A 15,556-nucleotide genomic window follows, 5' to 3' on the forward strand; every position below is an offset into this window, starting at 1 on the left:
TTCGGGCCGTAGTTCTTTTATTAACTTCTTATCAACTCTCATACCACTATCTTCACAGAGCAGAAAGTACGTCTTCGATCGAAAAAGATACAAAATAGCATGTGGCGATCCTAATAACTTCCAGTTACGACAGAACCAGCCACATATTAAAATTCATTATTCAAACTATTATCAAAGAATACGAACATTTTTCTGTACACATATATCGTGGGAAGAAAATCCCAACATTATATGATAATCACCTTTATCTTTCAAAAAGCTCTTTGCAGCTATATTATAATAAGTAAACGCATCCTTAGACAACAACATTTTTATCGTTATCGATTCTCCCGCTTTCAAGAAGACCTTTTTGAATTGCTTTAATTCTTTTTCGGGACGCTCTACGATTCCCCCCGTTTTCCCAACATATAACTGCACAACCTGTGCACCATCACGTTTTCCTGTATTGGTGAGTTTGCACGTCACTTCTACAGAACCATCGACCATCGGATTGGAAACAGACAGATCGGAAAGGCGAAAATCCGTATAAGACAAACCATAACCAAAAGGATATTGTACCTCGCGTTGCAATTTATCATAACCACGATAACCAATAAATATTCCTTCTGTATAAGCAACATGTTTATCACCATCCGGATCATAATAACTATCATAAGCAGGATTATCCTCCCATCGCTTTTCAAAAGTCATCGGTAATTTACCTGAGGGATTCACATTACCAAAAAGTATATCAGCAACAGCCGTACCACTTTCCTGTCCCGCATACCATCCCCACAACAAACCTTTTAATCCGGGTTCCCATGCTTGCATCTCTACATTCCCTCCCGCATTAACAACACCGACTACCGGCCTTTTACATTTTAATGCTCGTGTAATCATCTTTGCATCAGCATCAGGTAATGCAAAAGTACGGTCAGCGCCTTCTCCTTCCGTATCCGAACTATGCCCAAAACAAGCTATTACCATATCCGCACGATCTAACCGTTCTACAAAAGGATCTCGCTTTTCACCTTTATACTCCCAAATCAAAGCAACAGCTGCCCCACCGCCTTCCTGAAAATATTCGAAACGTATATCATACTCCTTACCTGCTTCCAATCTCTTTTTCACAGAAGAATTACGAAAGCTACCTATTTCCCACTGATCGGCTACCAGTTCATTGTCAATAAACAGACGATAACCATCGTCACCACCTACAGAAAATTCATATTCTCCCGTGATATCAGGGCGTATCACACCTGTCCATCGCACCGAATAGTTTTCTTTACCAAGTCCTTTTATCCCTGTGCCCTTCGTCCAAGAATAGTTGATCTTATTCTCCGTACGTTCAAAAACCGGTTTTCCAGATAGATTTTTATTATTAAAATAAGCAGCATGTAAACCTCTCTCACCCATACTTTTTGTATATAAAATCTCGGGTAAGAAATCAAGTTCATCTACATAAGTCACATTTACATGATGTTTTGCAGCTTCTTTTTGAATGCCTTCGTACATACTTACATAATGGAAAGGATTTACAGAACCACTACCACCACCATGTACATACCCATGCGCGTTTTTACCAACCACCACAATGTCTCTCACTTTTTTCGTGTTAATAGGTAGGGTATTCTGTGTGTTTTTCAATAAAACAATACCCTCTCTTGCCACATCTAATGCCACTTCAGCTGCTTTCGGATCATCTAATGGAATATTTTTATCTGCTTTCATCCCATTCTGAAAATCAAACGCAACCATTGTGCGTAGAATATGACGCACCATCTCATCGATCATTTCTATAGTTATATCACCTGTCTTGAGGTAATAAGCAAGTTCTTCCGGTTTTCTCGTCCCTCCTGGCATCTCAAGATCAAGCCCAGCCTTTACAGCCGGAATGCAATGATGGGTAGACCCCCAATCAGACATAAGTACCCCATTGAACCCCCATTCATCTCTCAAAACACCTTTCAACAACCAAGGAGACTCTGTCGTATAAACACCATAGAGTAAGTTATAACTAGTCATGACAGCAGCTACTCCAGCCTCTTGAACAGCTGCCTTGAATGCCGGAAAATAAATTTCATGCAACGTTCTTTCATCAATATCATTGCTTATTTCATGCCTGTCATAGTCGGAATTATTAGCAGAAAAGTGTTTGATGACAGCCATAATTCCCTGGTCTTGTACCCCTTTTATATATCCCGTAGAGATACGTGCCGCCAAATAAGGGTCTTCTCCCATATATTCGAAATTACGGCCACACATAGGAGCGCGATATATGTTCACTGCAGGTCCCAATAATACATTAATCCCTCTGGCTCTACAATCACGTCCTAAGGACTTACCATATTCATAGGCAAGATCTTCATTCCAAGTAGCAGCCAACAATACCGTAGCCGGATAAGCAGTAGACTGTCCATGAGTACCGAGCCCCTGCGGTCCATCAGACATTTTCATACGGGGTATTCCTAAACGATCAATGTTTCTCGTATACATCCAATCAATTCCACCGATATAAGATAACTTTTCTTTTACAGTCATCTTTCTCAAAATATTATCTACCTTCTCATCTACATCAGAAGTATACCACTTCTGTGCCATTACACAAAAAGGTGCCAAGATTAGTAAAAATGTAATAGTGATTCTTTGAAATTTCATGTTATTCGTGTTATTTTGCTTAAGACCTATTTATGTTTTCATAAAAAACAGCACACAACCGGAAGGTTAGACTCCCAGTTGTATACTATCACAAACTGCTTATTGTATGCTGTTCAGCAAATCAGTTTTCCCTTCATTTACCAGTTTCAAAATCAATTCACCGAACAAAGTGTTCTGCCAAGCAAACCATGCACGGGTAAAATTAGCAGGATCATCCTTATGGAAAGATTCGTGTATGAATCCGGTACCGGCATCTGTATCTATCAGCATTTTGACACAATCTTTTATTTCCTCATCATCTTGACTGGTAAATGCCTTCATCATGATACTCATCGGCCATATCATATCATAACCGATGTGTGGACCACCAATTCCCTCACCAGCTTTACCTTTAAAAAAATAAGGATTATCCTTACTCCATACAAAACGACGTGTATTCTGATAAATCGGATCGTTTATATCTACATCTCCCAAATAAGCCATTGCTAACAAACTGGGTACATTCGCGTCATCCATCAATAAATGATTACCGAAACCGTCTACTTCAAAAGCATAAATGGTGCCGTATTTAGGGTGGTTGTAAGTTGCATACTTCTGCAATGCCGTTTCGACTTCCTCTGCAAGATCGGTACATTGCTGTGCAAGATTTGTATTTTGATTCACAGTCGTTAGTATCTCAGCTGCTTTCCGCAATGAAGACACAGCAAAAAAATTAGAAGGAACCAGAAATTGCAAAGTAGTTGCATCGTCCGAAGGCCGGAAACAGGATACAATTAATCCCACCGGATTAACAGGAGCGCCCAAGCCATTGTTATTCAGTGTATCAAGAGCACGTTCCGTTTTACGTTGAAATTTATAATAGTCCACTCTTCCCTTACGCTGTTGTTCCTTGAATGTTTTCAATATATTGGTGATAGCTTGTATCCATTCGCTATCGAATACACTGGCATCACCGGTTTCTTTCCAATATTGATATGCTAAACGGAGAGGATAACAAAGAGAATCTATTTCCCATTTACGCTCATGAAGTTCCGGTTTCATGTCTGTCAGATCGGACATCCAATCCCCTCCTTTTGCACCATCATTGAAAGCATTGGCATACGGATCTATATTAATACACTTAAACTGACGCCGGATTACACCTTCGAGCATTTTCTTCAATTCAGGGTCTTTATGAGCCAGCTGTATATAAGGCCATACCTGCGCACCGGAATCACGTAACCACATTGCGTGAATATCTCCTGTATATACAAAGGTATCCGGTTTACCGTCAGTTGTCCGATAATGTACGGTTGTTTCAAGTGTGTTCGGAAAACAATTTTCAAACATCCAAGCCAGTTTCTGGTTAGTCAACAGTTTCTTTACACGCAAAATCTCTGTTTCAACAGCCTTAGAAGTAAATAATCTCTTCTTTACAGGCGGACGGTTCGTTTTATATGCTGCTGCCAGACACGCCTGATTTACAATGACCGTATTATCTTTTACAATGACAAAATCGGTTGCTTTCACAGACTTCCCCATCAACAATGCAGTTGCAATTACACACAAACTAATGTTTTTGTTTTTCATATTTTCTTATCTTTAATTGTTTACAAATCTTTTATTTGAGCCAGACGTGCATACATTTCCACTATAGCAGCCTGTGTCAACAGCCACTTCTTTCCGTCTTTATCTACTCCGCTTAAATCAACATTGAACAGTCCATTATCATCACGAGCATTATCCCAAGCATACGTCAAACTCCGGTTGAAAGCATCCAGATACTTCTTATTATTATCCTGCTTGTAAAGTTCGATAAATCCACGGAGCATAACGGCCGTAAACCAGATATCTCCTCTCTTAATCAATTTAAAAGTATTACCATCTGCCGGAGTAAAATCAACAAAGAAATAATTATAACATTCCTTCGCTATATTTTGTGCATCTGTCAGATAAGCCGGAATGCCGGTCAATTGGTAAAGTAATGCTGCGGCCTGCATCATCTGTCCGCTATTATAAGCAAACTTAGCTCTCCCTATTTTACCATCCAATCGGATGTTATCAAAATAAAGATAGTCTGTAGAATCCTGCAAATGTGTCTTTGTCCATTCATACAGCACTCTGCCACGAGACAAGAAAAGAGTGTCTCCAGTCGCTTTGAATAATTTTAGCGCCAAAACAGCTCCGGGTGCATTAGAACAAGTATTCTTACTCTCTTTCTTCTGCTCACACCAATAAATACCACCACCGAGTTGATCATCCGTCCCGCTTTCAATAAAATTCCATATCAATCGGGCTTTCTCAAGATATCCGGCTCCTTTAGTCATCTGATAAAGATCGGTAAAGTCAATGCCAAGCCACACATTATCGTCATAAAAACGATCAGACAACGGCGCCGTCCGGATATATGATGAATAAGCCTGAGGTTCCCTACGGGTATCAAAGTACTCTTCCAGCCCCGGCAATACTTTTTTATCCAGCAACTCTTTATACTTTGATTGGCCGGTAGCCTCCAACAAAGCATTCACAGCTGAAAACGTTCCCGAATACGGCCAAAGGTACGAATATTGATTCGGCATATTTGCCTGCTCTTCAGAAGCAAGATAAGTAACAGTATTCTGTTGATCGAAAGGATAATTCTCCCGTAATAAATTTCCATCCGGTTGAGAGTAATTCTGATAAAGAGAATCCAATGTTTCCTGAGCTCTCAACAAGTTAGGATTCGTATTCGACTGTTCCTTCTGAGCACAACCGACCAAAGCAAGCGCACATAACGAGTGCAATAAAAAACGTTCTAAATTCATATCTCTACTAAATTATATATTATCAATTCTTTCGTGGAGAGTTATAATTCCTATTTCTTTTTATTATCTGTTATTTCAAACAAACTGATAGCAAAACCACTGCCGATGGATACTGATTGTTTAAACTTCGACTTATTAGTTACCACCATTTTGCGAATAGTGTATGCCTGCTGATTGTTCTCATAATCAGTATCTGCAGCATCTGCATAGACGGTAGCCATGTATTTCTTACCGGGATCCAAAAAATCAAACTGAAAAGCAGCTATATGCGGTTGTGCACCGGTCGTTCCTCCCACAAACCAATTACTCGAGCCTTTTTCCTTACGGGCAATCGTCAGATATTCATAAGGTTCCGCCTCCAAGTAAACTGATTTATCCCAATCTACAGCTACGTCTTTTATAAATTGAAATGCATCTGGGAAACGTTCATAATTCTCCGGATAATCGGCCACCATCTGTAACGGACTATACATCGTAACATATAGCGCCAATTGATTGGTTATCGTGGCTTTCATCTTCTCATGACGATTTGGATTAATTTTAGATAAATCCAACTCAAAAATTCCGGGAGTGAAATCCATCGGACCGCCAATAAGCCGTGTAAACGGAAGAATAGTCGTATGCCCCAATGGAACACGAGACATGAATTCATTTCCTCTTGCCGATTCATTTCCTATTAAATTCGGATATGTCCGGCAGATTCCTGTCGGACGAACTGCCTCATGTCCATCGACCATAATCCGATACTTAGCCGCTTTTTCCACCACATATTGAAAATGATTAACCATCGGTTGACTATAATGATATTCGCCGAGTGGTACTATCGGCCCCACATAGCCTGTTTTCACCGCATCATACCCATACTGTTTCATAAATTGAAAAGCTTCATCCATATGACGCTCATAATTTCTGTATGCCGAACCAGTTTCATGATGCATAATCAGTTTCACATTCTTGCTATGTGCATATTCATTCAGTTCTTTCACGTCAAAGTCAGGATAAGGAGTCACATAGTCAAAATTAAATTCTTTCCGATTACTCACCCAATCTTCCCATCCGATATTCCACCCTTCTACCAAAACTGCATCAAAACCATTTTTTGCGGCAAAGTCGATATATCTTTTCACATTCTGACTATTCGCCCTATGATTGCCGTGAGGTTTTGCTTTCGTATAATCAGTTTCGCCTATTTTTATAGTAGGATAGTCCGATGTGTAATCCCATGAACCCCCACCGGCTATCATTTCCCACCATACTCCGACAAATTTGGTAGGTCTGATCCATGAAGTATCTTGAATTTTACATGGTTCATTCAAATTTAATGTGATACGAGAAGCTAAAATATCTTTTGCTTCAGTACCTACGATAATAGTACGCCAAGGAGAGACTCCCGGTGCCTGCAATGTCCCTTTAAAACCAACTGCATCAGGAGTAAGATGTGACTGGAACGTTCTATTTTCACTATCCAGTTCAAGATGCATACACGGATAGTCGAGTAAAGCAGCTTCATGTAAATTTATATACAATCCGTCATCTGTTTTCAGCATCAAAGCTGTTTGTACGGCAGCTTCTCCGATTACCTTCGAAGCTATATTCTGGTGATCGACAGCCTTATTCATCAGCCCCCGGATCTCAGACATCTTAGATTTTGTATATCCATACTCCTGCGTACAATAATCTCCCGGAATCCAATAAGCTGTATGATCACCAGTCATCGCAAACTGAGTGCATTCTTCCTTCACTATAAAATGCCTCAAGTCTTTCTGCATCGGAAATTCATAACGAAATCCCAAACCATCATTAAAAAGACGAAAACGGATTAGCATTCTGCGGTTCTTTTCTTTCTGTACTAATGTTACCGCCATTTCATTATACTGATTACGGATATCTTTCTCTTCACCCCATACAGGCTGCCAAGTTACGTCAAAAGAAGAAGTCTGAATATCACCCACCTCAAAATCATCCAAAAACGACTTATCATCATTAACTAATTCAAAACCAAGTCTGCTGTTTTCTATTACTTGCTTGTCGCCCAACGATAGAGCATATGTAGGAATTCCATTGCCGGCAAGAGTAAATTTCAAAATCAGATTACCGTTGGGAGATTTTAAATTATATGCGAAAAGTTGTTGGAAAGCAACCAACACGAGAAAACTAAAAAAAACAATATTCTTCATATCATGACTATTATTCAAGTTAACAATTTTACAATGTACCATCAACTATACATTGCCATAAAAAATCCCATTAAAAGTCATCCTGTACAATCTTTACCTTAAAAAACAAGTAGATAATACCCTATATCCTCCTTTTGTTTAGATGTTCCAAAGTTACGTGCCCGACCCGACAATTAATATATGATTTTATGACATTAGTGTATATTTAAAGCCTAAAGGCAACATTATAAACATATATGTCATGAAATCGTATACTTTTAAAGTTCTCTTTTTGGAACGGTTTTCTTTTTTATCTAACTTTGTACTCAACAATCACACCCCTTTTATTTATTGAAATTCACAGTTTCTATTATGAGAGTTCCCGGTCCATACTATCTTCTTTTATCCATCCTTTTCCTTCTCTGTTGTAGTATCGGAAAAGCAGACTCATACAACGTGAGACAGTTTTCCAGTCAGAACGGTTTATCCAACAGTGCCATTCTTTCTATTTGCCAAGATAACAACGGACTTTTATGGTTAGGTTCTTGTGACGGTCTTAATATATTCGACGGAACCACTCCCCGTTTGTATAAACCAACCGACACCCGGGTCAACTTCTCCGGAAATATCATAGGTAATATTATAGAGGCAGAAGAAAATGTACTATGGATACAGACCAACTACGGTCTCGACCGTTTCGACATCCGTCAACAAACCGTCCAAAGTTTCACAGAGTTTAAAGATACCAATAAAATGGCAAAAAGCCGGGATAATGACATCTATCTCATGAAAGATGACGGATATATCTACTGTTTCCGCCAAGGCAATAAACAATTTCATCGATTAGATACGGAGAAATTTATTTTCGATAATATTTTGCAGATAGTTGTGGACGAATCGGATGTTCTTTGGATATTTACTTCAGACGGCAATAATAAAAGTTATCAGTTGAAAAAAGAAGGTGAAAACGTCACACTTTCTATCAAAGATTATTTCCAGCATCCGGAAAAATTAATAGGAGTATCATTCGAAAGCAATCTGCTTTATTTCATTGACAGTTCGCATGCTTTCTATGAATACGATCTGAATAGCAAAAAGAAATATTACATAACGGACGTCGAAACAGAAATACAAAAACGAGGTGAAATTTCATCGGTCATCAAAAAGCAAAACGACTACTACATTGGTTTTAAGAGTAGCGGTCTTATCCGATTGAAATACCAACCCGACCAGAAAATAAAATATATCACACAATCTACCGATATCGCGTGTGGTATATTTTGCTTGGTAAAGGATAAATTTCAAGATATCATCTGGGTAGGGACAGACGGTCAAGGAGTGTATATGTATTTCACAGATGCATTCTCTATCCAAAACACCTTGCTAAATACTCCCGCTTACCAGATAAACAACCCGGTACGCGCACTCTTTCTGGATAACGAACAAACATTATGGATAGGAACTAAAGGAAACGGTATCCTTCGAATGCTTAAATATACTCCGGAAAAGGGAAAGCCAACGGCTACCGAGAGATTGCTCACAAACAACAGTGCACTGACCGACAACTCCGTCTACTGCTTTACACCCAGCCGTTGGAAAAGGCTTTGGATCGGGACTGAAAGCGGCATTAATTATTATTCCTATCAAGAAAGAAAACTAAAACAATTTCCTGTTACCGCCGGTGGGAAAGCGGTAAAATATGTCCATTCCATCTGCGAACAAAATGACAGTACCCTCTGGATTTCTACTGTTGGAGAAGGTATCGTAAAAGTCTCACTAAATACATCATCGGGTATACCTACAATAAAAGATGCAGAAAGAACCGTATTGGATGGGGGAAAACGTGCATCTAATTACTTTTTCATTTCTTTCCAGGAAAACGATTCTATTCTATGGTTTGGAAACCGGGGATACGGAGCCTATCGGATAAATACGGAAACCGGACGGATGAAACCTTATCTGTTTAATGAAGCAGTCAAGAGCCAGACTGTAAACGACATATTTGCCATTCTCAAGAATGAAACCGGTTACTGGTTCGGAACCAGCTTCGGATTGACACGAATGTATGACGGTAATTACCATATATATAATGAAACGGACGGCTTTCCCAACAATACGATTCACGGTATCCTTGAAGACAGACAACAATATCTATGGCTCAGTACCAATCAAGGGTTGGTAAGATTTAATACCCGGATGAATACGATACAAGCCTATCACCAGCAAAACGATTTGAGAGTAACGGAATTCAGTGACGGAGCCTATTTTAAGGATGAACGTAGCGGTACTCTTTTCTTTGGCGGTACCAACGGATTTATAAGTATCCATGAAAACGATTTCAAAGAGACAGAATATATGCCCGCTCTGCAATTCAACCGTCTATTCATCTTCGGCAAAGAGTATAATATCAATGAGTTTCTGCACGAAGACAAACAGAAGCACAAAGTTTTGGAACTGGATCACAGTCAGAATTTCTTCGGACTGTCTTTTATTGTCATCGACTATCTGAACGGAAGCAACTATACCTATTACTATACAATCGAAGGATTAAGTGACAATTGGATAGAGAACGGAACATCCACAACGACCATGTTTTCTAATCTTGCACCGGGACAATATACCCTGTGGGTGAAGTACCGGAGCAACATAACAGGTAAAGAAAGTGCCCCGCAACCTTTAACGATCCGCATTACCCCGCCCTGGTACATGACCTCTTTGGCCTATTGGTGCTACTCCATACTCTTTATAGGATTTATTGCATGGTGTATACACTTGTCCATAAAGCGGTATCGCCGAAAAAGAGACGCGATGATAGAGAGAATAAATCGCCGGCAACGGAACGAACTATATGAATCCAAACTTCGTTTTTTCACCAACGTGACTCACGAATTTTGTACGCCACTCACATTGATTTACGGACCTTGCCAAAGAATACTCACATATCCTTCCACCGACAATTATATCCGTAAATATGCCTCTATCATTCAACAAAATGCCCAAAAACTGAATGCCCTGATTCTGGAGCTCATCGAGTTCCGACGACTGGAGACCGGCAACAAAACCCTTGAAATCCAAAAGCTGCCTGTCTCCGCACAAACCCAAAACACGGCCGATTCTTTTAATGAATTAGCCGAAAGCAGGAAAATAAACTATCAGCTAAAAATAGAAAAAGAGGTCTACTGGAACTCGGATGCCGGTTGCTTCAGCAAGATTATCAACAATTTACTGTCCAATGCTTTTAAATACACGCCGGAGAACGGTATGATTAGCATAGAACAGTACGTAGAGAACGAGCAATTGCATATCCGCATATCAAATACGGGCAAAGGGATTGAAAAGGAAAATCTTACAAAAATATTCGACCGTTATAAGATACTGGACAATTTTGAGATACAGAATAAAAACGGAATATCGCCACGCAATGGCCTGGGACTGGCTATCTGCCATAGCATGGTAACTCTGCTGAACGGACAAATCCGGGTAACAAGCACCCCTAATCAGCTTACGACTTTTGAAGTAATCCTGCCCGCCCTCTCCATAATAGCCACCGATACAGAACGGCCCATGTCAATGGAAATGGAAACAGTGATACAAGAAGGCAACGAAACGATGGAATTAGAAAGTCCGACACCGGCGTACGACACTTCCCGGCAAACCATCATCGTCATTGACGACGATCCTTCTATGTTATGGTTCGTAAGTGACATTTTTGCGAACAAATACAACGTGTTCTCTTTTAACGATACAGAAAAAGCAATGGAACAATTAAAGCTGAGACCAGTCGATTTAATCATTTCGGATATTATGATGCCGGGTACGGATGGAATATCTTTTGCCAAACAAATAAAATCGGATAAGCTACTCACCCATACGCCCTTGATCCTCTTATCCGCCCTCAACAGCATTGATGACCAGATGAAAGGGATTGATTCCGGCGCTGAAGCATACGTCACCAAACCATTCAATACCGATTATCTGATAAAACTTGCAGAACGCCTTATCCAACGGGAAAAAGATTTAAAAGAATATTACAACTCTGTATTCTGCACATTCAAATTAGACGACGGACAGTTCCTGCATAAAGAAGATAAGGTATTCTTCGAGAAGATGATGAAAATTATCGATCAGAATATTACTAACCCGGAATTGTCTGTAGAGCTGCTGAGTAGTTCTTTAGGGTACAGCACACGCCATTTCTACCGGAAGCTCAAAGAAATAACAGAGCAAACTCCTGCTGATATCATCAAAGAATACCGGCTGGCAATAGCTGAACAGTTATTACTTTCTACCAACTTGACTGTCGAGGAGATCATGGACAAATCAGGATTTATGAACCGGGGAACTTTCTACAAGATATTCTCGCAAAAACATAGCATGCCGCCACGGCAGTACAGGGAACGACAAAAAAAAGATTTTAAGAAAGCGTGTTCTCCACAATGTTCCTCTTCACATAGGGAAGGAGAAGCACCTCAAACTGTGAGTGAAGAAAATTGAGAAATAAAAAAGGGCGATAAAGCATGCTATGTACAGCTTTATCGCCCGGTTTTATTGGTTATAATCCACCTTATTTATACTCCTGCCAGCTCTTGATCTGGATATCTTCCAGTTTCAACTCACAGAACGCTTCGATGAACGCACCTGCCAGACGGGCATTGGTAATCAAAGGAATATTATGATCGATGGCTCCGCGGCGGATGCGATAACCGTTCGTCAGCTCACGCTTAGTATGATTCTTAGGTATGTTCACAATCAGATCGAACTTATGATCGGCAATCATCTTCATCACGTTGTTTTCTGCTCCCGGCTTTTCATCCGGCCAATATACCGGAGTCGTATCTACCCCGTGTGCATTAAGGAACGCAGCAGTACCGGCAGTAGCATAAATCTTATACCCTTGTGCAAACAAAGCACGGCTTGCATCCAGCAAATCTACCTTCGACTTCATAGCACCGGATGAGAACATCACTCCTTTGTCTTTGGAAGGTATCTTGAAACCGGTAGCGATCATAGCGCTCATCAATGCTTCCGAAAAGTCATCACCGATACAACCTACCTCACCGGTAGAAGACATATCCACGCCCAAAACCGGGTCTGCCTTGTGCAAACGCGAGAATGAGAACTGAGAAGCTTTCACACCGATCCAGTCGATATCGAAAGCCGACTTATCCGGACGACTATAAGGAGCATCCAACATAATACGGGTAGCTGTTTCAATGAAATTACGTTTCAGTACTTTAGAAACAAACGGAAAACTACGCGAAGCACGCAAGTTACATTCAATTACCTTCACCTCGTTGTTGCGAGCCAGGAACTGGATATTGAACGGACCGGAAATATTAAGTTCTTTCGCAATCTGACGGCTGATCTTTTTGATGCGACGGGCCGTTGCAAAATAAATCTTCTGTGCCGGGAATACCAGTGTAGCGTCACCGGAATGAACGCCGGCAAATTCCACATGCTCGGAAATGGCATACTCTACCACTTCACCATTTTGGGCAACCGCATCAAATTCTATCTCTTTCGTATTTTCAAGGAACTGAGAAACAACCACCGGATACTCTTTAGATACTTCGGCAGCCATTTTCAGGAAGTTTTCCAATTCTTCATCATCATAACAAACGTTCATCGCTGCACCGGAAAGCACGTAAGAGGGACGAACCAAGACAGGATAACCCACCTTACCGACGAAACCTTTTACTTCTTCCAGACTGGTAAGCTCCATCCATGCCGGCTGGTCGATACCCAACTGATCGAGCATTGCAGAGAACTTGTTACGGTTTTCGGCCCGGTCGATAGAGATCGGAGAAGTACCTAAAACAGGCACTGACTGACGATAAAGCTTCATTGCTAAGTTGTTAGGAATCTGTCCGCCAACGGAAACAATCACACCGCGCGGTTGTTCCAGATCGATTACATCGAGCACGCGTTCGAAAGAAAGCTCGTCGAAGTACAGGCGGTCGCACATATCATAGTCGGTAGATACCGTTTCGGGGTTGTAGTTGATCATGATAGACTTATATCCTAACTTACGGGCAGTCTGTACAGCATTAACCGAACACCAGTCAAACTCTACCGAGCTACCGATACGGTATGCACCCGAGCCGAGAACAACTACCGATTTTTCATTCTTATAATAGTTAACGTCATATCCCTCTACGGCATAAGTCATGTAAAGATAGTTAGTCAGCTCCGGATGTTCGGAAGCAACCGTGTTGATACGCTTTACAGCGGGAAGAATACCCAACGCTTTACGATGTGCACGAACCATCAGGTTTTCTTTTTCCATATTGCCGGTAGGATTCAGCACGAAACGCGCAATCTGGAAGTCAGAGAAACCGAGTATCTTCGCTTCACGCATCACGTCTGCCGGGATATCCTCTACCTTATCATAAGTAGAAAGTTTCGCCTTATAATCAACAATATTCTTCAGTTTGCCGAGAAACCACGGATCGATCTTTGTCAGTTCATAGATGCGGTCGATCGTATATCCTTCTTCCAAAGCCTGCGCGATGGCAAATACACGCAAATCGGTCGGGTTGGCCAGTTCTTTGTCAAGATCGTCAAAAGTAACATCATCATTCCCCACAAATCCATGCATTCCCTGACCGATCATACGGAGACCTTTTTGAATAATCTCTTCAAAAGAACGCCCGATAGACATGATTTCGCCTACGGACTTCATGCTCGAACCGATTTCGCGGGATACACCTGCAAACTTGGTAAGGTCCCAACGGGGTATCTTACAGATATAATAATCGAGTTGTGGCGCTACATAAGCAGAGTTCGGAGTACCCATCTCACCGATCTGGTCGAGTGTATATCCTAAAGCCACCTTAGCGGCAACAAACGCCAACGGATATCCGGTAGCCTTGGAAGCCAAAGCCGAAGAACGGCTCAGACGGGCATTTACTTCGATTACGCGATAATCATCCGTCACGGAATTAAACGCATATTGAATGTTACATTCACCTACAATACCGAGGTGACGGATACATTTCGTAGAAAGTTCCTGCAGCATTTTCAGCTCTTCGGCATCCAACGAACAAGTAGGAGCTACTACGATCGATTCGCCTGTATGGATACCCAACGGGTCGAAATTCTCCATACTCGCCACAGTAAAACAGTGGTCATTTGCATCGCGGATCACCTCGAACTCAATCTCTTTCCAGCCTTTCAAAGACTCTTCAACCAGAATTTGCTTAGAAAAAGCGAACGAGCTTTCGGCCAGTTTCAGGAATTCTTCTTCATTGGCACAAATACCACTTCCCAAACCTCCTAAAGCATAGGCCGAGCGCACCATCACCGGATAACCGATACGACGTGCAGCAGCAATGGCGTCTTCCATGTTCTCCACTGCCTGGCTGACGGGAGTTTTCATCTCGATCTCATCCAGCTTTTTCACAAACAGGTCACGGTCTTCGGTATACATGATAGCCTCAACGGAAGTACCCAATACTTTTACTCCGTACTTGTCGAGGATGCCTTGCGTATAAAGTTCCGCACCGCAATTCAATGCCGTCTGACCGCCAAATGCCAACAAAATACCATCAGGACGTTCTTTCTTTATAATCTCCTCTACAAAGTAGGTAGTCACGGGAAGGAAATACACCTTATCAGCAATTCCTTCAGAAGTCTGAATGGTTGCAATATTCGGATTTACCAATACGGAGCTGATACCTTCTTCTTTCAAAGCTTTCAGTGCCTGCGAACCGGAGTAGTCAAACTCTCCGGCCTGTCCGATTTTGAGTGCTCCCGAACCCAGAACCAAGACCTTTTTCATTTCCTTTTCCATTTCTCTTGTTGTTATTATGTTGTTTTCTTATAATTACCGCACAAAAAAAATGCGTTACCCTAATGAAAGGATTAACGCATTACCAAAGAACTAAATATCGTTTTTGGAGAAAAGAGAAGAAGTATACAGATTCCGGATGGAAGACATCCGAACGGAGATGATACTTGCTTCTGATTTCCTGCTGGCTC

The 15,556-nt window shown here is 41.1% G+C and carries 6 protein-coding genes; 1 reads left to right on the forward strand and 5 read right to left on the reverse strand.

Annotated elements, in window-relative coordinates; translation table 11 throughout:
• Window positions 1-171: 171 nt before the first annotated feature.
• From QVP90_RS01700 to QVP90_RS01715, 4 genes are all read right to left on the reverse strand, one after another.
• On the reverse strand, window positions 172-2,637 hold the full coding sequence (locus tag QVP90_RS01700; protein ID WP_005934227.1) for a glycoside hydrolase family 3 C-terminal domain-containing protein: 2,466 nt from the start codon (window positions 2,635-2,637) through the stop codon (window positions 172-174).
• Window positions 2,638-2,736: 99 nt separating this feature from the next.
• Complete coding sequence (locus tag QVP90_RS01705) at window positions 2,737-4,206, reverse strand: glycoside hydrolase family 125 protein (protein WP_005934229.1); 1,470 nt, start codon at window positions 4,204-4,206, stop codon at window positions 2,737-2,739.
• A 20-nt stretch (window positions 4,207-4,226) separates the two neighbouring features.
• A complete protein-coding gene (locus QVP90_RS01710; RefSeq protein WP_021935512.1) occupies window positions 4,227-5,420 on the reverse strand; it encodes a glycoside hydrolase family 76 protein in 1,194 nt (397 codons plus the stop codon).
• A gap of 50 nt (window positions 5,421-5,470) precedes the next feature.
• The gene (locus QVP90_RS01715) at window positions 5,471-7,597 is read right to left on the reverse strand and encodes a glycoside hydrolase family 97 protein (protein WP_005934233.1); all 2,127 of its coding nucleotides are present in this window, start codon (window positions 7,595-7,597) and stop codon (window positions 5,471-5,473) included.
• Between the two features lie 351 nt (window positions 7,598-7,948).
• Between QVP90_RS01715 and QVP90_RS01720 the strand changes: the two genes are divergently transcribed.
• On the forward strand, window positions 7,949-12,070 hold the full coding sequence (locus QVP90_RS01720; RefSeq protein WP_021935513.1) for a hybrid sensor histidine kinase/response regulator transcription factor: 4,122 nt from the start codon (window positions 7,949-7,951) through the stop codon (window positions 12,068-12,070).
• Window positions 12,071-12,140: 70 nt separating this feature from the next.
• On the opposite strand, the gene carB is transcribed toward QVP90_RS01720, so the two are convergent.
• Window positions 12,141-15,368 carry a carbamoyl-phosphate synthase (glutamine-hydrolyzing) large subunit gene (carB, locus tag QVP90_RS01725; RefSeq protein ID WP_005934236.1) on the reverse strand — a complete coding sequence of 1,076 codons (3,228 nt, stop codon included), beginning with the start codon at window positions 15,366-15,368 and terminating at the stop codon, window positions 12,141-12,143.
• Between the last annotated feature and the right edge of the window lie 188 nt (window positions 15,369-15,556).

Source organism: Bacteroides sp. CAG:189, from assembly GCF_000432295.1.
GTDB lineage: Bacteria > Bacteroidota > Bacteroidia > Bacteroidales > Bacteroidaceae > Bacteroides > Bacteroides salyersiae.